Origin of the sequence: Prevotella sp. P5-92 (assembly GCF_002251245.1) — a bacterium.
In the GTDB taxonomy this organism is placed as follows: domain Bacteria; phylum Bacteroidota; class Bacteroidia; order Bacteroidales; family Bacteroidaceae; genus Prevotella.
Genome location: NZ_NPJG01000132.1, coordinates 13,857 through 37,981, shown reverse-complemented (window position 1 = coordinate 37,981; position 24,125 = coordinate 13,857). Strand labels below are relative to the sequence as shown.

General features: G+C 48.3%; 22 protein-coding genes. 19 read left to right on the top strand and 3 right to left on the bottom strand.

Annotation, left to right across the window (positions count from 1 at the left end):
- The first annotated feature begins 337 nt into the window (after positions 1–337).
- From CIK99_RS14535 to CIK99_RS14530, 3 genes are all read left to right on the top strand, one after another.
- Positions 338–859, top strand: coding sequence for a DNA-binding protein (locus tag CIK99_RS14535; RefSeq protein ID WP_094379249.1), 522 nt, complete (start codon positions 338–340; stop codon positions 857–859).
- 138 nt (positions 860–997) lie between these two features.
- The gene (locus tag CIK99_RS15475) at positions 998–1,159 is read left to right on the top strand and encodes a hypothetical protein (protein ID WP_158216000.1); all 162 of its coding nucleotides are present in this window, start codon (positions 998–1,000) and stop codon (positions 1,157–1,159) included.
- Between the two features lie 383 nt (positions 1,160–1,542).
- Positions 1,543–2,475: an ADP-ribosylglycohydrolase family protein gene (locus tag CIK99_RS14530; RefSeq protein WP_094382214.1), complete on the top strand. Its 933-nt coding sequence runs from the start codon at positions 1,543–1,545 to the stop codon at positions 2,473–2,475.
- A 330-nt stretch (positions 2,476–2,805) separates the two neighbouring features.
- Here the strand turns inward: CIK99_RS14530 and CIK99_RS14520 are convergent, their stop codons facing one another.
- The 3 genes from CIK99_RS14520 to CIK99_RS14510 all read right to left on the bottom strand — a co-directional run bounded on the left by CIK99_RS14520 (position 2,806) and on the right by CIK99_RS14510 (position 6,713).
- Positions 2,806–3,330, bottom strand: a complete 525-nt coding sequence (locus CIK99_RS14520; RefSeq protein WP_094382212.1) for a hypothetical protein — start codon at positions 3,328–3,330, stop codon at positions 2,806–2,808.
- A 17-nt stretch (positions 3,331–3,347) separates the two neighbouring features.
- Complete coding sequence (locus CIK99_RS14515; protein ID WP_094382217.1) at positions 3,348–4,208, bottom strand: RNA polymerase sigma factor RpoD/SigA; 861 nt, start codon at positions 4,206–4,208, stop codon at positions 3,348–3,350.
- A 138-nt stretch (positions 4,209–4,346) separates the two neighbouring features.
- Complete coding sequence (locus CIK99_RS14510) at positions 4,347–6,713, bottom strand: mechanosensitive ion channel family protein (RefSeq protein WP_094382211.1); 2,367 nt, start codon at positions 6,711–6,713, stop codon at positions 4,347–4,349.
- A gap of 107 nt (positions 6,714–6,820) precedes the next feature.
- On the opposite strand from CIK99_RS14510, the gene CIK99_RS14505 reads away from it, so the two are divergent.
- The 16 genes from CIK99_RS14505 (at position 6,821) to CIK99_RS14430 (ending at position 24,094) form a co-directional block, all read left to right on the top strand.
- Complete coding sequence (locus CIK99_RS14505; protein WP_094382210.1) at positions 6,821–7,657, top strand: ATPase; 837 nt, start codon at positions 6,821–6,823, stop codon at positions 7,655–7,657.
- 214 nt (positions 7,658–7,871) lie between these two features.
- Positions 7,872–8,222 carry an NADH-quinone oxidoreductase subunit A gene (locus CIK99_RS14500; protein ID WP_094382216.1) on the top strand — a complete coding sequence of 117 codons (351 nt, stop codon included), beginning with the start codon at positions 7,872–7,874 and terminating at the stop codon, positions 8,220–8,222.
- Complete coding sequence (locus CIK99_RS14495) at positions 8,213–8,911, top strand: NADH-quinone oxidoreductase subunit B (RefSeq protein ID WP_094382209.1); 699 nt, start codon at positions 8,213–8,215, stop codon at positions 8,909–8,911. The genes CIK99_RS14500 and CIK99_RS14495 overlap by 10 nt, the downstream gene beginning before the upstream one ends.
- Positions 8,908–10,476 carry an NADH-quinone oxidoreductase subunit C gene (locus CIK99_RS14490; RefSeq protein ID WP_094382208.1) on the top strand — a complete coding sequence of 523 codons (1,569 nt, stop codon included), beginning with the start codon at positions 8,908–8,910 and terminating at the stop codon, positions 10,474–10,476. Before CIK99_RS14495 ends, CIK99_RS14490 begins: the two co-directional genes overlap by 4 nt.
- A gap of 159 nt (positions 10,477–10,635) precedes the next feature.
- On the top strand, positions 10,636–11,721 hold the full coding sequence (gene nuoH, locus CIK99_RS14485; protein WP_094382207.1) for an NADH-quinone oxidoreductase subunit NuoH: 1,086 nt from the start codon (positions 10,636–10,638) through the stop codon (positions 11,719–11,721).
- A 47-nt stretch (positions 11,722–11,768) separates the two neighbouring features.
- A complete protein-coding gene (locus CIK99_RS14480; protein WP_094382206.1) occupies positions 11,769–12,296 on the top strand; it encodes an NADH-quinone oxidoreductase subunit I in 528 nt (175 codons plus the stop codon).
- Between the two features lie 8 nt (positions 12,297–12,304).
- Complete coding sequence (locus tag CIK99_RS14475; RefSeq protein ID WP_094382205.1) at positions 12,305–12,829, top strand: NADH-quinone oxidoreductase subunit J; 525 nt, start codon at positions 12,305–12,307, stop codon at positions 12,827–12,829.
- 1 nt (position 12,830) lies between these two features.
- Complete coding sequence (nuoK, locus tag CIK99_RS14470; RefSeq protein ID WP_094382204.1) at positions 12,831–13,139, top strand: NADH-quinone oxidoreductase subunit NuoK; 309 nt, start codon at positions 12,831–12,833, stop codon at positions 13,137–13,139.
- 9 nt (positions 13,140–13,148) lie between these two features.
- Positions 13,149–15,137, top strand: coding sequence for an NADH-quinone oxidoreductase subunit L (gene nuoL / locus CIK99_RS14465; protein ID WP_094382215.1), 1,989 nt, complete (start codon positions 13,149–13,151; stop codon positions 15,135–15,137).
- Between the two features lie 32 nt (positions 15,138–15,169).
- Positions 15,170–16,660 (top strand): NuoM family protein, encoded by a 1,491-nt coding sequence (locus tag CIK99_RS14460; RefSeq protein ID WP_094382203.1) that lies wholly within the window; start codon positions 15,170–15,172, stop codon positions 16,658–16,660.
- Between the two features lie 13 nt (positions 16,661–16,673).
- Complete coding sequence (locus tag CIK99_RS14455) at positions 16,674–18,104, top strand: NADH-quinone oxidoreductase subunit N (RefSeq protein ID WP_094382202.1); 1,431 nt, start codon at positions 16,674–16,676, stop codon at positions 18,102–18,104.
- Between the two features lie 82 nt (positions 18,105–18,186).
- Positions 18,187–18,888 (top strand): SGNH/GDSL hydrolase family protein, encoded by a 702-nt coding sequence (locus CIK99_RS14450; RefSeq protein WP_094382201.1) that lies wholly within the window; start codon positions 18,187–18,189, stop codon positions 18,886–18,888.
- On the top strand, positions 18,885–21,236 hold the full coding sequence (locus CIK99_RS14445; protein ID WP_094382200.1) for an ATP-dependent helicase: 2,352 nt from the start codon (positions 18,885–18,887) through the stop codon (positions 21,234–21,236). Before CIK99_RS14450 ends, CIK99_RS14445 begins: the two co-directional genes overlap by 4 nt.
- A 32-nt stretch (positions 21,237–21,268) precedes the next feature.
- Positions 21,269–22,855 carry a capsule assembly Wzi family protein gene (locus CIK99_RS14440; RefSeq protein WP_254047825.1) on the top strand — a complete coding sequence of 529 codons (1,587 nt, stop codon included), beginning with the start codon at positions 21,269–21,271 and terminating at the stop codon, positions 22,853–22,855.
- An 81-nt stretch (positions 22,856–22,936) separates the two neighbouring features.
- Positions 22,937–23,386 (top strand): lipocalin-like domain-containing protein, encoded by a 450-nt coding sequence (locus CIK99_RS14435; RefSeq protein WP_094382198.1) that lies wholly within the window; start codon positions 22,937–22,939, stop codon positions 23,384–23,386.
- A 114-nt stretch (positions 23,387–23,500) separates the two neighbouring features.
- Entirely contained in the window at positions 23,501–24,094 is a 594-nt protein-coding gene (locus CIK99_RS14430) for a sugar transferase (protein WP_094382197.1), read from the top strand.
- Positions 24,095–24,125 lie beyond the last annotated feature (31 nt).

Below are 24,125 nucleotides of genomic sequence, written 5' to 3'. Positions count from 1 at the left end.
TGTTTGTTAACATACAGTATTACAGTATTACAGTTTGATTTTAAACCCACAAAATCTCTCTAACTAAGGAAAAATATTTACGTGGTTGGAGAAATATTTCGGGGTAGTTAGAAATAGTATAATACACATAGTGTATTATAAAAAATGTTAAAGAAAAGAAGGAAATTAAGTAAACACTTGCAAAATCGAGAAAAATGTTGTACCTTTGCACCGTGTAAAAGAAGAACGGAAGCGCGCACCGTGATTCGGATACACGAGTGAGACAAATTTTTCTGTGGCGGGCAGTAAGCCTAAGACGGTTCGCCACGCAGTGTGTAACCATTAATAATTCTTAGTTATGGCAATTAGACTTAAGGCAACAGAGCGAATGCTCAAGGTAGGTCCCAACGCGGGCAAGTATGCTTACATCCTCTCAGCGGAGCTTTACTCCGCGCTGGCGGAGAGCAAGGTGATTGAAGAGGCTGCAATGCGCAGCGGCATCTCGAAGGGTGCCATCCAGGCGGCATGGGCGGCATGTGGCGATGTGATAGTGGCGTGGGCCACTGAGGGACACTCGGTGCCTGTCCCAGGTCTCGGCACGATGCGCTTCGGCGTCAACGCCCAGTCGGTGCTCGACGTGAACATGGTGGCAAGTTCGCTCATCACCTCCCGAAAGATTGTGTTCACCCCGTCGGTGGATGTGAAGGCGGCCCTCAAGGCATCGCAGGTCACCATCACCTGCTACGACCGCAACGGCAAGGAGGTGAAGCGTGTGAACTCAAGCGATCCGGGTACGGAGAGTCCTGACGAGAGCGGAAGCGGCAGCGAGAGCGGCGGCGGAAGCGGCGGCAATGAGGACGGCGGCGGCAGCTTGATCTAAGCTGAGGGCAGGGGTGCGCAAGCGCCCTTGCCCTAACAAAACCGGAGAGCGTCAGCAGAATCCCGCCGCAAATCGGGGCTCAAATCATTAATCAATTATCATTAATCAGTAATCATTGTATAAAGTTAAAGATTAAGCATGGCCGAAAATAAGATAAAAATACAAAATGTGCTCAGCGAGCAGTTAGACAAACACTGCTACATCTTCTGGTATGATACTGACGGTACAATGGAAGAACTGGTTACAGGCATGGATATAGTTCAGTGCCGACATTGCCTCGCTCTATGCTACGGAGTGTAACATTCTCAACATGGCAATACGGGGGTTGCTGATGGCTTACTGTTAAATTCGTGTTAAAACTATTTCAAACATATATAACTTCCGTTTGTTTTCTTTATCTTTGCAATGGCCTTACCTCTATTGCCATCCCCGAAGCCAATGACTAACCTACAGGGGGTGTCGGTAGAATATGGTTTATAGTGAAACGTTTAAAATATTAGAAGATATGGATTTGTTTTTAGTTGAAACACTATCTTACACAATATCTTCAATGGTTCTTCCTAGCAAGAAAGTATTTTGAAGACACCAAGATGGAGATTATGAAGAATGAGTTGGAGAGAAACAATATTATTAAATGAAATTAGCCTTGTGAAACGTCAGTAGATTATTATATTATTACGAATATGACAACAGCAGATAAATTTAAAGGCGTGCTTTTCGGTCAAGCAATTGGCGATGCCCTTGGCTTGGGGACGGAAGGAATGACAACGGAGGATATGGCATGGAAATATCCAAACGGGATACAGCATTATGGACAGATATTTCAGGACAGACACCGAAAGAGATGGGAGATTGGCGACTGGACTGATGACACGGACATGATGCTATGTATTGCTGAGGCTGTCATTGAAGACAAAGGCGTGAATATGCAAAATATTGCAAGGCATTTCAAGGAGTGGGCTTTGGGCGACCCGATGGGAATAGGGGAGAATACTTATAAGGTGCTCAACATCGGCGACTATGTTGACAGGCCTTTTGAGGTGTCGAAAAAGATATGGGAGATGAGCAAATGCCAATCTGCTGCCAATGGGGGAGTGATGAGGACTTCTGTTGTAGGATTGTTCCCAAAGTATGTAGCGAGTTGCGCTGAGAATATTTGCAAACTCACTCATTATGATCCGAGGTGTGTCGGGTCGTGTGTTATAGTGTCTGAATTGATTCATGCGCTAGTGTATGGGGAGCAAGTTCCTACTTATGGCAGTATGATTGCAAAGTCGTATATGTATGACGAGAGGATCGCAGAATATATAGACAAGGCATGGAAAGAAGATGACATTGCCAATTTGATGGATGATGACTTTATGGGTTATACCCTTGTGACATTGTCTGTGGGGATTTGGGCTTATTGGCATTCAACATCTTTCGTCGATGGATTGCTTAAAGTGGTGAATGCCGGCGGTGATGCAGATACAAATGCGGCTGTGGCGTGTGCTATTCTTGGGGCAAAATATGGATTTGATTCTATCCCGACGGAATATGTAGAGGGATTGATATATAGGGATAAACTTGAAGATGTTACTCGTGGTTTAAATAATATACTTATGGCAAGCAGATGAAAAGTAGATTTTTAGCTTATCTTTGCCCCCAAAAACAGTGATATGAGCATAAAAGGAGTGATAACTGGGGATATTGTGGATTCCACTTCTATCCCTATAGAAAAAAGGGCAGGCTTGCTTGAATGTATGTCGTCAGTACTTGATGACATCATGCTGTATTTTTGCAGCCTGGAAGACTCCTCATCTGGAAAACACGATTTCAATCGTGTCCCCCATCTGAGGTTAATATAATAAGGAAAATGACCTTGACACAGTTCAACTTACACTACCAAAATGAAGGAAGCGAAGAGTGATACATCTTCGCTTCCTTAATTTATTATTGTAGTGAAGTTACTTCTGTTGTTTCTCTTTCTTTGTCGCCTTTCCTTTTTTCTCCTTCTTTGCCTTTTCTTCCTTCACCTTGGGTTCTGGAGTAACTTCTTCATTATTGTCTTCCATGTTTACGGCCTCAAACTTGAAGTCGTTTTTACTTATGTATTTTAAGTCATACCCCTCAGTGGATTTTGCCTTTTCTGTGTAAAGGCTTTTTAGTTTGGCGAACTTCTTTTCCGCAGCGTCCAATGTTGTGGCATATTCAACTATGCAGGTGCGATGTTGGTCGTTGATAGTGGTGCTGAGATAGTCCTTGAGCTGTGCTGAGTAAGAGTCACGTCCCAATAGGAATTTCGTCTTTGTGTCAATCCAGGCACTATCTAGCTCTTGAATGTCAGTAAAATACACTATAGAATTCTTGAACGAGGCAGAGAAACCGAAGATATACATCTTTGGCGCTACCTTTACTTTTGCCTCCACCGTGGTGGAGTTGCAGAAGGTCAATGTCAGCAGTATCATCACTGCACTTATTAGTTTCTTCATTGTCAATGTTTAATGTTTTATCCTAAAAACGATTTTAATAAGTTGCTGTTTGTCGTGTTACGTAGTTGTCTGAGAGCTTTCTCTTTTATCTGTCTCACCCTTTCTCTCGATAGTCCGTACTTGTTGCCTATTTCTTCAAGACTCTTTTCTGGTCCGCCTATTCCGTAGAATTCCTCCACAATCTTTCTTTCTCTGTCTTTCAGCAGTCCTAAGGTTTTTTTTATCTCTGCTCTTAACGACTCGTTGACCAACTCATTGTCGGCAGTAGGAGAGTCATGGTCTTCAAGCACATCCACGAGACTGTTGTTGTCAGAATCGGAGAACGGGGCATCCATGGATACGTGTCTCGTGTTCACTTTGAGAGCGTCACCGATTTTATCTTCCGGCATTTCTATTTCCTCCGCAATCTCCTCTACCGACGGACGTCTCTCGTTTTCTTGTTCAAACTTGGACAGTATCTTGTTTATTTTGTTTACAGATCCCACTTGGTTAAGTGGCACTCTTATCAGTCTGCTTTGTTCCGCCAGGGCTTGCAGTATGCTTTGTCTTATCCACCATACAGCATATGAGATAAATTTGAAGCCACGTGTCTCGTCAAACTTCTCGGCGGCTCTTATCAGTCCCACATTACCCTCGTTAATGAGGTCGGGCAGGCTGAGACCCTGGTTTTGATATTGCTTGGCAACAGATACGACAAACCTGAGGTTGGCCTTCACCAAGCGTTCAAGGGCTTTTTTGTCCCCCTTGTGTATTCTTTGTGCGAGTTCCACCTCTTCATCCACTGTAAGCAGTTCTTCCCTACTTATTTCAGATAGATATTTCTCCAGTGCCGCACTTTCACGGTTTGTAATCGAGCTAATTATTTTTAATTGTCTCATTGTTATCTCATTTTGTAGTCGGTAAGTATCTGATGTCTTTTTAGCTTGCAAATATACTATAATTATTTTAATTCGGCAAATAAAATGCCTGATAATTTACAATTATTAAACAAATTCAACTTCCGGCTCTCTCACTTGTTATTCTTTTCCAGGTATTTCCTTGACATAAACATCCCGTTTTGGGAATGGCATCTCAATGTCATTTGCATTCAGTGCGTCATAGATACAATTCCTGATATCGCCTTCTACGTATGCTTGTTTCAGCACGTCAACCCAACAGAGGAGACGAAGGTTGATGCTGTTGTCGCCGAAGTCCAGGAATACAGCTTTGGCTGGTTTCTCGGCGTCAATGAGAGGGTGGTGGAGGTTGTTGACTGCCTCTGAGACAATGTTGCATGCCTTGGAGATGTTTGTTCCGTATCCCACACCAAAGACTATCGACGAGAGTGCATATCCATGATTACGGGTGAGGTTCTTGTAGTTTTTGGTGAAGAGCTGGCTGTTTTGGAAGGCAATGACCGAGCCGTCAGTGGATTCGATAAGCGTGCTGACGTAGCTTATCGACGTCACCTTCCCGCGTATGCCGTCACATTCGATGAGGTCTCCAACCTTTATTCGTCCGGTCATAAGAGATATGCCATAGTAGATATTCTCCAGGATGTCTTTTGATGCAAATCCGATACCTGTTGACAAACCTCCCGTGACTACCATCAGCCATGCGAAGCTGATGCCGAGGATAGAGAGAACGAGAAGGAACCAAGCTCCCCACACCACTACCTGGAGGATATTCTTTCCCATCATGTCGCGACTGTCGGATGTCGTCGGGTCTTGTCGTTCGAAGTGTATTCTCAACAGCTCTCTCAGCGTCTTGCATATATATCTGAAGATAAACCAAAGACTAATGACTACTGAAAGGCGGATGATGGAGAGCTTTAGGTTCTCGAGATTCACGAAATTCTCTGCGAATATCTTCCCGCAGAGTACGCTGAGGTTGAAGACGTCGGCTGCCCAATAGATGGAAATCATCACTGACGCGACACCCATAATTGGCAATAACGTCTCTTTAGACAGATGGTAGAACCAAGTGGAGGTTATCGGACGCTCTTCCACATGCTTGCGTTCTCCAATAAGCTTTATCCATCGGCTTACGCTCGTTATAGTGAGTATGCACGTGAGTTGCATAATCCACCATATCAGTACTTGGACGCTCATCAGCGTGTATCCAGACCATGATGATACGACCGAGAACATGAAGACTATCAGCGAACAGAATGAGTAGAACATGTCTGCGCGCGGAACGTTGTTATGATGACGGCGAATCATTATCCATTGCCAAATCGTACTTACCAGCAGTATAGGCGGGAAGATAAGGTTTACAAGCTCGTTGGGGATGAGTATGATGCGGAAAGAGATGACGATGAAACCTATGGTAACAAGTGGACAATAGATCTTGAATGCACTTTTGATGTGCTCATTGTTGAGTCGAAGTAGGAGAGAAAACAGCACTACTCCCAATAGCCAGGCGTATTCCACCAAAAGGTCGCTTGCCATGATTACGAAGTTTTGGCTTGTGGTGGCGCGTATTATGGCAAGAATGATGGCAAAAGTTACCGTTGTAGAGGCCATGGTGAAACATATGGGTTTCTTAAGTATTTCCTTCTCCTTCAGTCTCTTGGGAAGAAGATACTTTATCACTATGATATTGAGTAGCGATGCCACGATACCATAGAAAATGATGATTACAAATAGTCCTAAAATGAACTTGCTGTCCCATTGTGACTTGATGCTGGGTCGTGTCTTGTATTTCTCTTCTACGGTTTGTTGAGTCTGCATGAGCATAAAACGGAAACGCTTGAGTATAGTGAAATAGTCGTCGCTTCCGTTCTTGAATATGTCGGTCTGGATATCGCTGTACCTCTTGTCTGCATAATCGTTGATCTCGCGCAAGTGGTTTGCCGTGATGTTATATAAGCGGATAAACTCATTGGTATTCTTGTAGTTCTCTCTTAGGGTCTTCGATATTTCCATCGACAGGTGCAGACACGCGTCACGGTCGGCTCTTGCCTTTTTGCTTAGCAAGTGTGAGGGCATTTTCTTCAGACTCTTTGTGAGGCTGTCGTAGCGTGCAATGTCTATCTTTATCCTGGAGAGGAAGGTGTTGAACGGTACGCTGACACGCGTAAATTCTTGGTATTGCTGTGTTGCCTCATGGCATGCGTAAGTGAGGTCGAAGACATAATCTTGTTTCTGCGAATACAGCATGAGGGCATTCTGGTTACTCTTGCGCCATACTTCGATAATGCGGCTTTTCATGTCTTCCCGACGTCGTTTCTGAATGGCGGCACGTGTGGCTTGTTCCTTATACTGCACATTGAGTTCGTTGTGCAGTATGAAGAGTGTTCTCTCGAGATTCTCCTCCTTTAGGACTGCCTTGGCGTCGGTGGCAAAGAAAAGAGCCATAAAGGCCAAAAGCAGGATGTGGTTGAAATGCGTATGTTTTTTCATATCAAGATGATGTTTGTCATTTATTAAATGCAAAGGTACTTATTTTTTCTTAAAAAGCAATGGAATATGAGGAATTATCTGTATTTTTGCAGAAAAATAGAATTGTTATGATACTAATAGCAGATAGTGGCAGCACAAAAACCGATTGGTGTGTGGCCGAAAAAGGGATGACAGTGAAAAGGGTTACCACTCAGGGTATCAACCCTTATCATCAAGATGAAGCGACAATGGGTCGTATAGTGTTCGGCGAACTCATGCCTCAGATAGAAGGCATAGTTCCCGAGAAGGTTGCTTTCTACGGAAGCGGATGCCGCGAGGAGAAAATACCTATCATAAGGAAAATCCTTTCCGACGCTTTTGAATGTGTAGGCAAAGAGATAGAGGTGAACGGCGACTTGTTAGGAGCTGCCCGTGCCTTGTGTGGCAATGAAGAAGGAATTGCATGTATCCTTGGAACTGGTTCAAACTCATGTCTTTATGATGGTGACGGAATAGTGTCAAACATATCTCCTCTTGGCTATATTCTTGGAGATGAAGGAAGTGGGGCCGTGATTGGAAAGAATGTCTTGAACGAGATGCTGAAGAACGATGCCTTGGCTGATGTGCGCGACGACTTCTTCTCTCTGTCAAGGATGACCATTGGAGATATTATCGAGAGGGTGTATCGTCAGCCACAGGCCAACAGGTTCTTGGCTTCGTTGGCTCCTTTTATAGGCAAGCATAAAGACAACGGCATCATTCATCGTGTATTGATCGACTGTTTCTGCGATTTCTTCCGGAAGAACGTTTGCCGGTATGGCAGAGCCGATCTATCGGTGGGTTTTGTGGGCAGTATAGCATGGTATTTTCAGAACGAATTGATAGAGGCTTCCAAAGAGGCTGATGTCACCGTCGGCATGATATTGAAGAGCCCGATAGAAAGGCTTGTGGAATACCACAAGTAAATGCGCGATAATAAGGAAAAACGTTCAATCCGTCACTTTTGGCACGTAAAGTGACGGATTTTTTCATTAAATAGGTAGATAAAGCCAAAAAATGCCTCTTCTTTATTTGCTCTTTGCAAAAAAATGATTACCTTTGCACCTGATTTGCGGAAGGCATGAACCTATTTCGCATTTCGCTCCGTTGTGGAACAAATTTGAAATAATATATTATTATATGAATTTTATTTTTTTTATCACCGTCATTTTGACGGCTACCGTACTGGTGGTTGGAGCTTATGTCGTGGCTAAGCTGATTGGCCCACGCTCGTACAACCCAGTGAAGGGAGAACCGTTTGAGTGTGGTATTCCGACACGTGGCAGCTCATGGTTGCCAACGCATATCGGCTATTACCTCTTCGCCATCCTCTTCCTGATGTTTGATATCGAGACGATGTTCCTCTATCCATGGGCTGTGGCTGTCAAGCAGTTTGGCCCGATGGCTCTGGCGAGCATCGGATTCTTCCTGCTGGTATTAGTATTTGGCCTTGCGTATGCTTGGCGGAAAGGAGCGTTGGAATGGAAGTAAAGAAACCTGTTATCAAGAGCATTCCTTACGACGAGTTTAAGGACAATGCAACGCTTGAGAAGATGGTTGAGGAGCTGCACGAGGGAGGCTGCAACGTCGTTGTGGGTTCGCTCGATCAGGCTATCAACTGGGGACGCAGCAACTCGCTGTGGTCGCTCACCTTCGGTACAAGCTGTTGTGGTATTGAGTTCATGTCGGTAGGCTGTGCGCGTTACGACTTCTCTCGTTTCGGTTTTGAGGTGACACGTAACTCTCCCCGCCAGGCTGACCTTATCATGGTTGCCGGTACCATCACCCACAAGATGGCTCCTGCTTTCAAACGTCTTTATGACGAGATGGCAGAACCGAAGTATGTGGTGGCTGTTGGCGGATGCACCATCTCTGGTGGTCCGTTCAAGACCAGTTACAACGTTGTGAAGGGTATCGAGGAGATCGTCCCTGTCGATGTCTATGTTCCCGGCTGTCCTCCACGTCCGGAGGCTATCCTCTACGGAATGATGCAGCTTCAGCGTAAGGTGAAGATTGAGAAGTTCTTTGGAGGCGCCAATCACAAGCAGAATTCAGAGGAGCGCGAGCTTGGTCTCTCTAACGAGGCCATCGCATCAGGATGGAAGAAGCCTATGGTTGTCACCGACGTGCCGACCGAATTTGTTGAGAACATTAAAAAAGAACAGGAGGGAGCCAAATGAAACTGAACAACCTCGTTTTTGACTTTGACAAGTTTGCCTTTGAGATGGCAAACCTTAAGGAGAAGAAGCATTTCGACTACCTCGTTACTATCGTTGGCGAAGACTTCGGTGGCGAGGAGGGACTCGGATGTATCTATATTCTCGAGAATACCAAGACTAACGAGCGCACCAGCGTGAAGATGTTGGCAAAGAGAGTGGGGGAGAACGACTTCGTCATCCCTACCGTCACCGGCATCTGGAAGGTTGCCGACCTGTTGGAGCGTGAGGTATTCGACTTCTACGGCATCAAGTTCCTTGGACATCCAGACATGCGCCGTTTGTATTTGCGTAACGACTTCAAGGGATACCCATTCCGCAAGGATTGGGAGTTCAACGATTCTTATTCGCTCGAGGACGACAACGAGCCAGACTATACCATTGTATATAGCCTGAATGCCGACGGCAAGCTCGTGGAGGAAAGACGTCCTCTCTTCGGCGACGACGATTATGTTATCAATATCGGTCCTCAGCACCCATCCACCCATGGTGTGCTCCGTCTCCAGACCATCGTCGATGGCGAGACGGTGAAGAAGATATATCCTCATTTAGGATACATACACCGTGGTATCGAGAAGATGTGCGAGGGATATACTTATCCTCAGACACTTGCCCTTACCGACCGTCTTAACTACCTCTCGGCCATGATGCACCGTCATGCTCTTGTGGGAGTGGTGGAAGAGGCTCTTGGCGTAGAGCTCACAGACAGGATAAAGTATGTGCGTACCATAATGGACGAACTCCAGCGTCTCGACTCACACTTGCTCTACTGTGGCTGTTGTGCACAGGACCTCGGTGCCTTGACTGCTTTCCTCTATTGCATGCGCGACCGTGAGCATGTGCTTAACGTGATGGAGGAGACCACTGGTGGACGTCTTATCCAGAACTATTATAGAATAGGTGGACTTCAGGACGACATCGATCCGAACTTCATCCAGAACTGTAAGAAGCTGTGCAAGTATCTGCGCCCGATGATTCAGGAGTATATGGATGTCTTTGGCGACAACGTCATTACTCACAACCGTTTCGTTGGCGTGGGAGTGATGGGCCGCGAGGATTGCATCAACTATGCTGTCACAGGTCCTGCAGGACGTGCCTCGGGTTGGAACAACGACACACGTAAGCGTCATCCGTACGACATGTATGGCAGCGTGAAGTGGGAAGAGGTGACAATGACAGGCTGCGACTCTATGGACCGTTATCTCATCCACATCAAGGAGATGTACCAGAGTCTCGATATCATCGAGCAGCTCATCGACAACATCCCAGAAGGCGATTTTTACGTGAAGCAGAAGCCTATCATCAAGGTGCCAGAGGGACAGTGGTACTTCTCTGTTGAGGGAGCCAGCGGTGAGTTTGGCGTTTATATTGACTCGAAGGGCGACAAGAGTCCATGGCGTCTGAAGATGCGTCCTATGGGTCTCTCCCTGACTGGAGCACTCGACAAGATGTTGCAGGGACAGAAGATAGCCGACCTCGTCACCACCTGTGCCGCTGTTGACTTTGTCATCCCCGACATCGATAGATAGAGTTGATGAGATATTTGTGAATAATTAGTATTAAGTTTTAATAGCAAGTTTAATGGAAGACAGAATTATCGGAAAGCAAGAATCGGTTGAGCCAACAACTCGTCAACTTGTCAACTGAAAAATCGTCAATTACATTACTTGTTTTATAAACAAAATTATATGTTTGATTTTAGTATAGTTACCACATGGATCGACTCATTTCTCCGCCAGACCCTCGGCCTTGGCGACTTCTGGTCGATTCTTATCGAGTGTGTGCTTGTCGGTGTTGGTATCCTCGTGGGCTACGCCGTTCTCGCCATCATCTTGATATTCATGGAGCGTAAGGTGTGTGCCTATTTCCAGTGCCGTTTAGGTCCTATGCGAGTGGGCCCATGGGGCGTGTTCCAGGTGTTTGCCGATGTGCTGAAGATGCTCATTAAGGAGATCTTCACCGTTGACAAGGCCGACAAGCTCCTCTATTTCCTTGCTCCTTTATTTGTGATTGCTGCCTCAGTGGGCACTTTCTCGTTCCTTCCATGGAACAACGGTGCGGTCGTTCTCGACTTTAATGTGGGCATCTTCCTCCTGACAGCCGTTTCAAGTATCGGCGTGGTTGGAGTATTCCTTGCTGGATGGGGCTCAAACAACAAGTACTCAGTAGTTTCCGCTATGCGTGGAGCTGTCCAGATGATATCTTACGAGATGTCGCTCTGCCTCTGTCTCATCACAGCTGTGGTGTTGACCGGCACCATGCAGATGTCGGGCATCGTTGAGGCTCAGACCGGACCTTGGAGGGCCCTTATCTTCCAGGGACATATTCCTGCCATCATAGCTTTCCTCGTGTTCCTTGTAGCAGGAAACGCAGAAGCTAACCGTGGTCCTTTCGACCTTGCTGAGGCAGAGAGTGAGTTGACTGCAGGTTATCACACAGAGTATAGTGGTATGGGCTTTGGTTATTTCTACCTCGCCGAGTACCTCAATCTCTTTGTCATCTCAGCCATCGCATCTACCGTATTCCTTGGCGGATGGGCACCTATTAATATAGGTATAGAGGCGTTCGACCAGTTGATGGACTACATCCCTGGTATCGTATGGTTCCTTGGCAAGACTTTCGCCATCGTATGGATCCTGATGTGGGTGCGCTGGACCTTCCCCCGTCTCCGAATCGACCAGATCCTGTCGCTTGAGTGGAAATACCTCATGCCATTATGTCTCGTCAACATTGTGCTGATGACCATTGTAGTGGCGTTCGGATGGCACTTCTAATTGAGATTGAAATATTGAAATATTGAAAGATTGAAATATCAGATATTATGAGTAACAAATCATATTTCGGAGGTATTGCCGACGGACTGAAGACCCTCGCCACCGGTATGAAGGTGACGATGAAGGAGTATTTCACTCCGAAATCTACCGAGCAGTATCCTGAAAACCGCAAGACAACGCTGCACGTAGCCAAGCGCCATCGTGGCCGTTTGGTGATGTTGCGCGACGAGAACGGAGCCGTAAAATGTACGGCCTGTACTCTCTGCGAGAAGACTTGCCCCAATGGTACCATCAAGATCACCTCACAGATGGTGACTACCGAGGAAGGCAAGAAGAAGCGCCAGCTTGTTGACTACCAGTATGACCTTGGCGACTGTATGTTCTGCCAGCTCTGTGTCAATGCCTGCAACTTCGGCGCCATCGAGTTTACAAACGATTTCGAGAACTCTACCTTCAGCCGCGACGCTCTCGTTCTCCATCTCGACAAGGAGGAGTATAAGGGCGGTTCGCTGCCAGGACTTATCGAAGGTGGTGCTCCTATCGAGATTGGTAAGTTTAACACTAAAACGAAGTAAGTAGAAAGATGGCAAATATTTTTATGTTTTGCATTTTTGCGCTTATCATTCTCGGCTCAGCCGTGATGTGCGTTACCACCACCCGAATCATGCGTGCGGCAACATTCCTGTTGTTCGTGCTCTTCGGTATAGCCGGCTTGTATTTCCTGCTCGACTATACGTTCCTCGGTGCGGCACAGATTAGCGTCTATGCTGGTGGAGTGACGATGGTTTATATCTTCGCTATCCAGCTTGTGAGCAAGCGCACCCTTCAGGGTCTCAGGGAGCGTGTCAGCCGCAGCAACGTGCTGCGTGGCATCCTTCTCTCGCTCGTTGGTCTTGTGACTGTTGTGGGTGTGATGTTAAAGAATCAGTTTATCGCCTCAGCATGCTGCGCTGGCGACGGCGAGGTGCCTATGAGCACCATCGGTCAGGCGCTGCTTGGTTCTGAGAAGTATCAGTATGTGCTCCCCTTTGAGTTCATCTCGGTATTCCTCTTGGCATGTATCATTGGTGGCATCATGGTGGCACGTAAAGAAAAGGAGGTAAAGTAATATGGTACCAGTAGAATGTTATTTCGTGCTTTCAGCACTTCTGTTCTTCATCGGCGTCTATGGCTTTGTCACACGTCGTAATCTGATAGCCATGCTCATCTCTGTAGAGTTTGTGCTCAACGCTGTTGACCTGAACTTCGCGGCTTTCAACCGTCTTCTTTACCCAGGCGAGCTTGAGGGCTTCTTCATGTCGTTGTTCTCCATCGGTGTGAGTGCTGCTGAGACAGCCGTGGCCATCGCCATTATTCTTAATGTCTATCGCTTGTTCCACAGCGATCAGGTGAACAGTATTCAAAACCTAAAGTTTTAAATGAGCGTTATGGAATATAGTTATGTATATTTGATTCTTCTCCTGCCGATGTTATCGTTCGTCATCCTCGGACTGGCAGGCATGAAGATGTCTCACAAGGTGGCTGGTCTCATCGGTACTACCTCTCTTGGTATAGTTACCATCCTGAGCTATATCACCGCCTTCACGTATTTCTTTGGCGACCGTGCGGCCGACGGTGCTTATCCCACCATCGTTCCGTTCAACTTCACGTGGTTGCCGTTGGGCTCACTGAATTTCGACCTTGGCTTTATGATCGACCCAATCTCGGCCATGATGCTCATTGTCATCTCTACAGTCAGCCTTATGGTTCATATCTACTCGTTCGGATATATGCACGGTGAGAAGGGCTTCCAGCGTTACTACGCTTTCCTCTCTCTCTTTACCATGTCTATGCTCGGTCTTGTAGTTGCAACCAACATTTTCCAGATGTATATGTTCTGGGAGCTTGTCGGCGTCAGCTCTTACCTGCTCATCGGTTTCTATTATCCGTTGAAGGCAGCCGTGGCAGCTTCAAAGAAGGCGTTTATCGTCACTCGTTTTGCTGACTTGTTCTTCCTTATCGGAATCCTCATCTTCGGTTACTACACCCAGTCGTTCTCATTCTCGTTTGTAGAGAATCTCCAGCTGGCTGCCGGAGCCACACCTTTCATCCCCGTTGATACAGCCAAGGCTGTCGCTGCTGGCGGTTTCATCCTGCCTACAGCTCTCGTGCTGATGTTCATCGGTGGTGCTGGTAAGTCGGCCATGTTCCCGTTGCACATCTGGCTTCCCGATGCCATGGAAGGTCCTACGCCTGTCAGCGCTCTCATCCATGCTGCAACCATGGTTGTTGCTGGAGTGTTCCAGATAGCACGTCTCTTCCCTCTGTGGATTGAGTATGCTCCCGGACAGATGAGCATCGTGGTTTGGGTAGGTGTGTTCACCGCATTCTATGCAGCCGCTGTGGCATGTGCCCAGAGCGACATCAAGCGTGTGCTGGCATTCTCTACCATCTCTCAGATTGCCTTTATGATGGTGTCTCTCGGCGTATGTATGCCAGGTCATCATGAGGTTATTGATGCTCACGGGTCGTTAGGCTATATGGCTTCAATGTTCCACCTGTTCACCCATGCCATGTTCAAGGCTTGCCTGTTCCTCGGTGCAGGATGTATCATCCATGCCGTTCACAGCAACGAGATGTCGGCGATGGGTGGTCTGCGCAAGTATATGCCAGTCACTCACGTCACCTTCCTCATCTCTTGTCTTGCTATCGCCGGTATTCCGTTCTTCTCAGGCTTCAGCTCGAAGGACGAGATCATCACCGCTTGCTTTGAGTACAGTCCTGTAGTGGGATGGATCATGACTGGTGTTGCAGCCATGACAGCGTTCTACATGTTCCGTTTGTATTACGGCATCTTCTGGGGAACGGAGAACAAGGAACTCCATGCTCACCACACTCCTCACGAAGCACCGCTGACCATGACCCTTCCCCTCATCGTGCTTTGTGTCATCACCGTGGGCGTGGGTGTCTATACCACTATAGCAGGTTTTGCCGGTCTTGGCGGTAGCTTCGGAAGCTTTGTTACTGCTAATGGTCAGGACTACACCATCCATTTCAATCTCCAGATAGCCATCACCTCTACCGTGATAGCCATTGCGAGCATCTGTCTTGCCACCTATATATATAAGGGTGAGCAGCAGCCTATAGCCGACCGTCTGTACCGCACCTTCCCAAAGTTGCATCGTGCAGCATACAAGCGTTTCTATATGGATGAGGTTTATCAGTATGTCACCCATAGGATTATCTTCCGTTGTGTATCCACTCCTATAGCATGGTTCGACCGTCATGTCATTGACGGCACCTTCGACTTCCTTGCATGGAGTGCCAATGAGGCAGGAGAGACCATCCGTCCATGGCAGAGTGGCGACGTACGCCGTTATGCCGTATGGTTCCTAACAGGCGCAGTAGCAATAGCCTTGGTATTGCTTGCCATTTAAGTTAACTCATCAACTCTAAAAAAGAACAAGAAATGAGTATATTGACATTATTCGTAGTTATCCCTGTTGTGATGTTGCTCGGCCTCTGGCTCTCGCGCAACCTCAACCAGGTGCGTGGAGTGATGGTGGCAGGCTCAACGGCTCTGCTCCTGCTCTCGATATGGCTTACTGTTGCCTTCGTACAGGCACGTAACGCAGGTAACACCGACGTGATGCTGTTCACCTACAGCACACCATGGTTCCGTCCTCTGAATATCGCCTACTCGGTAGGTGTTGACGGCATCTCTGTTGTGATGCTCCTTCTGTCGAGCATCATCGTCTTCACCGGTACTTTTGCCTCATGGCAGCTGAAGCCGATGACCAAGGAGTATTTCCTTTGGTTCACCCTTCTCTCTACCGGTGTCTATGGCTTCTTCATCTGCACCGACATGTTCACCATGTTTATGTTCTACGAGGTTGCCCTCATCCCTATGTACCTCTTGATCGGTGTGTGGGGTAGCGGCCAGAAGGAATATGCGGCCATGAAGCTCACCCTTATGCTTATGGGAGGATCCGCCCTGCTTATTATCGGTATTCTCGGCATCTACTATTTCAGTGGTGCCACAACGATGAACGTCAACGAGATTGCCGCCATGAACAACATCGACCCCGAGATACAGAACGTGTTCTTCCCGTTCATCTTCATCGGCTTCGGTGTCCTTGGAGCCCTCTTTCCATTCCACACATGGTCACCTGACGGTCATGCTTCTGCCCCGACGGCAGTGTCCATGCTCCACGCCGGAGTGCTCATGAAGTTAGGAGGCTATGGCTGTTTCCGCGTGGCAATGTATCTGTTGCCAGCAGCAGCCCAGGAGCTCTCGTGGATATTCCTTATCCTCACTACCATCTCCGTGGTTTATGGTGCCCTTTCAGCATGTGTGCAGACCGACCTGAAGTACATCAACGCTTACTCGTCAGTGTCACACTGTGGCTTGGTGCTCTTCGCTCTTCTCATGATGACGAAGACAGCCTGCACGGGTGCTATCCTCCAGATGCTTTCTCACGGTTTGATGACCGCTCTCTTCTTCGCCCTCATCGGTATGATCTACGGTCGTACTCACACCCGTGACGTGCGTCGTTTGGGTGGTCTCATGAAGATCATGCCATTCCTCTCTGTAGGATATGTCATTGCCGGTCTTGCCAACCTCGGTCTTCCTGGATTCTCAGGTTTCATTGCCGAGATGACCATCTTCGTCGGTTCGTTTGAGAATGCAGGTACGTTCCATACAGCATGTACCATCATTGCCTGCTGTTCTATCGTAGTGACAGCGGTCTATATCCTCCGCGTGGTAGGAAAGATCCTGTTCCAGGAGGTTGCCGACCCACACTACCTCGAACTCACCGACGCTACATGGGATGAGCGTTTCTCTGTATGTTGCCTCATCTTCTCGGTAGCAGCCCTCGGTATGGCTCCTATGTGGGCAAGCAATGTCATCAGCAATGGTGTAGAACCAATTCTTAACGTTATTTGTCAAAACCTCTAAAAAGTAGAATAAAATGGATTACAGTCAGTTTTTCAATATGATACCAGAGTGCGTTCTCATGTTAGGACTCGTCGTGGTATTCCTTTTTGACGTTTTTGGCAAGAACAGCGACGGCAAGTTGTGCATCACACAGTATCTCACGGTGCTCTCTCTTGTCGCCACGGCTGCTGTCAGCTGTCTCATGGGCACTGGCGAAGCGTTCAGTGGTCTTTATGTCTCTACCGAGGCAGCCGCTGTGATGAAGACCATTCTTGCCGCTGGTACAGTTATTGTCATCTTCACCGCCAAGTCGTGGCTTGCCACTGACGAGGTGCGCCATTATGCCGGTGAGTTCTGCATGCTCGTGCTCTCTACGCTGCTCGGTATGTATATGATGATGTCGGCAGGTCATTTCCTGATGTTCTTCCTCGGTCTTGAGATGGCATCTGTGCCAATGGCTTGCCTCGTGGCTCTCAACAAGCGCCGCAAGGAGTCGGCTGAGGCTGCTGCTAAGTTTATCCTCACCGCCACATTCTCAAGCGGCGTGATGCTCTACGGCCTGTCGTTCCTTTATGCCGCCACCGGCACTCTTTATTTCAACGATATGGCAGCTGCCATCACCGTGTCGCCACTCACCATCCTCGGTCTTGTCTTCTTCTTCAGCGGCCTTGGCTTCAAGATCTCTCTTGTGCCATTCCACTTCTGGACAGCCGACACGTACCAGGGTGCCCCGACGGCGGTCACTGGCTATCTTAGCGTCATCTCAAAGGGTGCTGCCACATTTACTCTGTGCGCCATCCTCATCAAGGTGCTTGCGCCGATGGTTGAGTATTGGGAGTATGTACTTTATATCACCATCGTGCTCTCTATCACCATCGCCAACCTGTTTGCCATCCGTCAGACTGAACTGAAGCGTTTCATGGCTTTCAGCTCCATCTCCCAGGCAGGCTATATTATGCTCGCCGTGGTAGGCAACAGTGCCATGAGTTTCGCTGCCCTCACATACTACGTGTTGGTGTATGTAGTGGCAAACATGTCGGTGTTTACCGTCATCAATGTTGTTGAGACACGCGGCAACGGCACAACAAAGATGTCTTGCTACGACGGATTCTATAAGACCAATCCAAAGTTGTCGTTCCTTCTGACCTTAGCTTTGTTCTCTCTGGCAGGTATTCCGCCGTTTGCCGGAATGTTCTCAAAGTTCTTCGTCTTCATGGCGGCAGCACAGGAAGGTTCGTTCCTCGCTTATTTCGTTGTGTTCATCGCCCTTGTCAATACGGTAGTCAGCCTCTACTACTACCTGCTCATCGTCAAGGCAATGTACATCAAGCCCAACGACAATCCTCTGCCCACATTCCAGAGCGATTGCAGCAGCAAGGTGGCCATAGCCCTTTGCACCGTAGGCATCGTGCTCTTCGGTATCTGCAGCTGCCTCTACGAGTGGATTGCAGCGGCAGCGTATTAATACCATAGTGACAGTGGTTAGGAGGTGTAGGGAAAAGATAGCCCTACGCCTTCTATCCACCACTTTTTTTAATCTCATCATTATGAAAAGAACCACAATCTTCATCGTTATGCTGTTGGCTGCCATCACTGTTTCGGCACAGCGCCAACAGAAGTCGCTCTCCATACTTGGCGACTCTTACAGTACGTTTGAAAACTATCTGCAGCCTGATTCCAACTTCGTGTGGTATTTCCAGGGCAAGCACGAGAATACAGATGTGACACATGTCGAACAGACATGGTGGAGCCTCCTGCTGAAAAAGACGGGCATGAAGCTCTGCCAGAACAATTCCTTCTCTGGTTCTACCATCTCAAGTACCGGATACAGGAAGGAAGACTATTCTCAGCGCTCGTTCTGCCGACGTCTGTGGAATCTCGGATGCCCCGATGTGATCATCGTGCTTGGTGCCACCAACGACAGTTGGGCTGGCTCGCCCATCGGCGAATACAAGTACGAAGATTGGACACCACAGGACCTCTACACTTTCCGTCCTGCCATGGCTTACATGCTGTATCATCTCAAAAACCGTTATCCCAATACAGAGCTTTATTTCGTGATGAACAACGAACTGAAGGAAGAGATCACCTCTTCGTGTCGTGAGCTCTGCGCCCGTTATGGCGTCAAGTTCATACAGCTTGAGGGCATCGACAAGATCAACGGTCATCCCAGCATCAAAGGCATGCAGCAAATAGCCGACCAGGTGTATTCAAACCTTTCGACTCTCACCGACAAGCAGAGTAAATGACCGAACAAGAAATATTATCTCAACTCAATGAAGGCCAGCGCGCCGCCGTGGAATACTGCGACGGCGCACAGCTTGTTATTGCCGGAGCTGGTTCGGGAAAGACCCGTGTGCTCACCTACAAGATTGCCTATCTCATCGAGCGCGGCATGACACCATGGCGCATACTCGCCCTTACCTTCACCAACAAGGCAGCTAACGAGATGAAGGAACGCATAGGAAAGATAGTGGGCGAGGAGAGGGCGCGACAGATTCATTCCGGCACGTTCCATTCGGTGTTCTCCCGCATCTTGCGCATCGAAGCCGCACACATTGGCTACGATTCCAACTTTACCATCTACGACCAGACCGACTCCCGATCGCTCGTAAAGGCGATAATAAAGGAGATGCAACTCGACGACAAGAAGTATAAGCCTGCTGCCGTCGCCGACCGTATCAGCCGAGCCAAGAACCGAAAGATAAATGCCGAGGCCTATGCCATCGATCCACGCTTCACACAGCGCGACACAGATAACGGCGTCCCCGAGATAGCCAATATCTACCGTCGCTATTGCGCCCGTTGCCGACAGGCTAATGCCATGGATTTTGACGACCTCCTGCTCAATTTCTACTATCTTCTCAGCACCAACGACGAGATGCGGCAGAAGTATAGCGACCGCTATGATTATGTGCTCGTGGATGAGTATCAGGACACCAACTCTGTGCAGCAGGACATCGTTCTCCTTCTCACACGCGACAAACAGCGCGTATGTGTCGTTGGCGACGACGCCCAGAGCATCTATAGCTTTCGTGGAGCAGAGATAGACAATATCCTCGATTTCAGCAAGAACTATACCGACGCCCGCCTCTTCAAGCTCGAACAGAACTACCGTTCAACACAGACCATAGTGGCGGCCGCCAATAGCCTTATATCTCACAATAGGCGACAGATACCGAAAACCGTGTTCAGCCAGAACGACCAGGGCGAACCTCTCCACCTGAAGATGGCATATAGCGACAAGGAGGAGGCAAGCATCGTGTGCAACGACATCATGCGACTGCGAAGGCGTGAGAAATGCGACTATGGCGATTTCGCCATCCTCTACCGCACCAACGCGCAGAGCCGTAGCTTTGAGGAGTGTCTCAGGAAGATGAACATACCCTATCGCATCTACGGAGGTTTGAGCTTCTACCAGCGCAAGGAGATAAAAGACATACTCGCCTACTTCCGACTCGTGGCCAACCCTAACGACGAGGAGGCGCTTAAACGCGTCATCAACTATCCTGCAAGAGGTATCGGTGCCACCACGTTGTCAAAGATAGTCGATGCGGCTAACAGTACACAGCAGAGCCTGTGGCAGGTGATGCACCATGCCGAACAATACGGCATCTCTAAGGCAACGGCAGCAAAGCTGAAGGCCTTTATCATCATGATAGCAGGATGGCAGGAGCGACTCATTAAAGAGGATGCCTACACCCTCGGAGCCTCCATCATCCGTGAGAGTGGCATACAGAAAGACATTTTCGGAAAGAGCGAGCCTGAAGACCTTGCCCGACAGGAGAATGTCGAAGAGCTTACCTCTGCCATGCAGGGCTTCGTCGAACAACAGCAGGAGGAGGGTATGACCGACCATGTCAACCTTCTCGACTTTCTCCAGGAGGTGTCGCTGATGTCTGACATAGAGAGCGACGATGCCGACGACCAGTCGAAGGTGGTGCTGATGACCATACATAGTGCCAAGGGACTGGAGTTCCCCGTGGTGTTTGTCGTAGGCATGGAAGAGAACATATTCCCTTCGCCGATGAGTGCCGATTCGCCTCGCGCCCTTGAGGAGGAACGACGCCTGTTGTATGTGGCCATCACTCGCGCCGAGCGATACTGCACGCTTACCTGTGCGCAAAACCGTTTCCGTTACGGACGTATGGAGTGTGACGACCCGTCGCGATTCCTGCGCGACATATCCACCCAATATATGAAAGTGGAGGGTGGCATCCTCCCTGGAATGTCGGCGTCGCGAAGGGATATGCCATGGCAGCGAAGTGAGACGTCGCAGCCACGATGGCAACCACTGTCGCAGTCGCGCTCGCAGCAGAATCCCCATCCTGTTGCCACGCAGTTTATGGCAGACCCTAAACCACGTGTCGTGGCACCACGAAAGGAAGAGCCAGCACCAAGTCCCTTCGTCAATAAGGTTGACTTCACGCCATCGCCTCTTAATCCAGGTCAGACCATCGAACACATGCGTTTCGGCATAGGCAAGGTGTTGGCAGTAGAGGGAAGGGGCGAAAATGCAAAGGCAACAGTAGAATTCAGGAATGTAGGAACAAAACAACTCCTGCTTAAGTTTGCAAAATACACTATTTTGGAATAGTGATACATCATTAGAATATAAAGAGAGATTAAGTGAAGAAAAGGAACTATAACATTCAGGCCATTAGTGCGATATTTGTCATCTCTACCCCTCATGTCGCTATTGCGCAGACTGATGGAGAGGCAGACAAGTGTGATATCTCGGATCATATTACTTATATGTACGAGGCACAGACTTCCGCGTCGAGCGGAAAGACTCCTTTATGGCTCAACGCAAACAAGTATGGACTAAGCTCCCTTGATGAGGCTAATGGATATGTCAGAGTGGCGATGGAAAAACCGCTGCTGACAGATTCAGCACATGCGTTAGGGTTAGGCTACGGATTTGACGTCGCCCTGTTGGGCAACTATACCAGTACGGTGGCCATACAGCAGGCCTTTGTTGAGGGGCGTTGGCTTCACGGTGTATTGACTGTAGGCAGCAAGTACTATCCCATGGAACTGAAAAACAGTCAGCTCAGCTCTGGTTCGCAGACCTTGGGCATCAATGCCCGTCCTATACCGCAAGTGCGATTGGCATTGCCCGACTACTGGACTCTTCCTTTTGCCGGCAGACTCTTCCATATCAAAGGCCATATAGCTTACGGTAAGATGACCGACGACAACTGGCAACACTCGTTCACAGGGCGCACAAGCAAGTATTCCGACGACGTGCTCTATCACTCCAAGGCAGGATATATTATGGTGGGTAAACCCGAACAGCCAAGGTCGCTGACCCTTGAAGTAGGACTTGAGATGGCAACACAGTTTGGTGGCACAAATCATGAGTTCATAAACGGTACGGAGACAATCGTCAAGGGCAACACCGGTATTGGAGGATTCTTCAAAGTGTTATTCCCAGGCGGCAGCGACTCGCCTTACCAGGGCACCGTATATGAGAGTGTAGAGGGCAACACCGTGGGCAGTTGGGTGGGACGCCTCACCTACAACCACGACACATGGAGCCTCGCGGCATATATCGATAAGTTTTTTGAAGACCACTCGGCAATGTTCCTCCTCGACTACGACGGATATGGCACTGGAGACGAGTGGAACGTAAAGAAAGACAACAAGTATCTCTTATACGACTTTGGCGACTGTCTCGTCGGCTTGGAACTGAAGCTGAAGAACTGCACCCTCTTGCGAGGTGTGGTGGCTGAATATATCACCACGAAGTACCAGAGCGGTTCGATTTATCACGACCGCACCGAGTCAAATCAAGTGCATATAGGCGGAAAAGACAATTACTACAATCATCACATATATCCCGGATGGCAACACTGGGGAATGGTGATGGGCAATCCGCTCTATCGTTCGCCCATCTACAACGATGACGGACAAGTGAATTGTCAAAACAACCGTTTCACTGCCTACCATCTCGGTTTCAATGGATCTGTCACTCCGTGTGTTGATTACCGTGTGTTGGCTACATACCAGGAAGGGTGGGGTACTTACAACTTCCCGTTCAATAAGAAACGTACCAATACGAGCGTCATGGTCGAGGCAGTTTATAATCATCGTCACGACTGGATGATAACCACTGCGCTCGGCATGGATACAGGCAGATTAATAGGAAACAACTTTGGACTGCAACTTACGTTCAGGAAGACCGGACTCTGGGGAAAGAAGAAAACGGAGTGACTTAACTCGTCAACTTGTCCACTCGTCAACTTGTCAACTCGTCAACTAATACCAAATGTAAACTTGAAAAAAATATCGACAATGAAAGTAAAACATCTTTTTATCTACATAATACTTGCCGTCGGTGTCACCATGACCACAGCATGCGAGATGGACAGCAACGACAATGGTGCGCTCGACGGGTTCTGGCATCTTGAACGCATCGACACGCTTGCCACCGGAGGAGTCAACAACACCGCCGACGACTATCTGTTCTGGTGTGTGCAGTCTCGGCTCGTAGAGGTAGGCGACCGTCGTGACGGCTATAAGCCAGGCATCCTCTTCTCTTTCAGACACGAGGGCAGTGTCCTCTCGTTCTATAATCCTCTCCATTCCGACCGCGCCAATGGCGACAGACCGGTAGAAGATGTCGATGACCTCCGTCCATACGGCATCAACGAGATGGAAGAACACTTTGACGTTGAGACACTTAACGGCAGTAAGATGGTGTTGCGCTCAAAGGTCTTGCGTCTCGTGTTTAAGAAGTTTTGACGAAGGTGGCACTACAGTCCTACCGCCAATGAGAAAAAATAGCATGAAACGACACAATAATATTTAATATTTGACGTTTTTAGTTAAAAAAAGAAGCATCAAGTACAGATAATAATGAACACCATACAAGCATTCTTAAAACGCACGTTCGACATACTGCTCTCGGCCGTATGTCTTGTCGTGTTTTCGCCCTTGTTCTTGTATTGTTTCATTATCATCAAGCGCGACGACAGAGGGCCAGCCATCTATAGCCAAGAGCGTATAGGCCTCCATGGTAAGCCCTTTCGCATACTGAAGTTCCGCAGCATGAAGACCGATGCCGAGAAAGACGGTTCTGCCCTTTTGGCAGGCGACAACGACAGCCGCCTCACCAGGTCGGGCAAGTTCCTTCGCCAGCATCATCTCGACGAGTTGCCGCAGTTGTGGAATGTTTTTGTCGGCGACATGTCGTTTGTAGGTCCCCGTCCAGAGCGCAAGTTCTACATCGATCAGATCATGGAGCGCAATCCCAAGTACGAGCTGTTGTATAAGATTCGTCCTGGTGTCACCTCTTACGCCACGTTGTATAACGGCTATACCGACACGATGGAAAAAATGCTCCGCCGTCTCGACCTCGACCTCCTTTATCTCGACCATCACTCTTTCCTTTTCGACACGAAGATCCTCCTCAAGACCTTCACCAGCATAGTTTTCGGAAAGAAAATCTAAACAAGATAAGGTATCCAGTTGTAGTTAAATT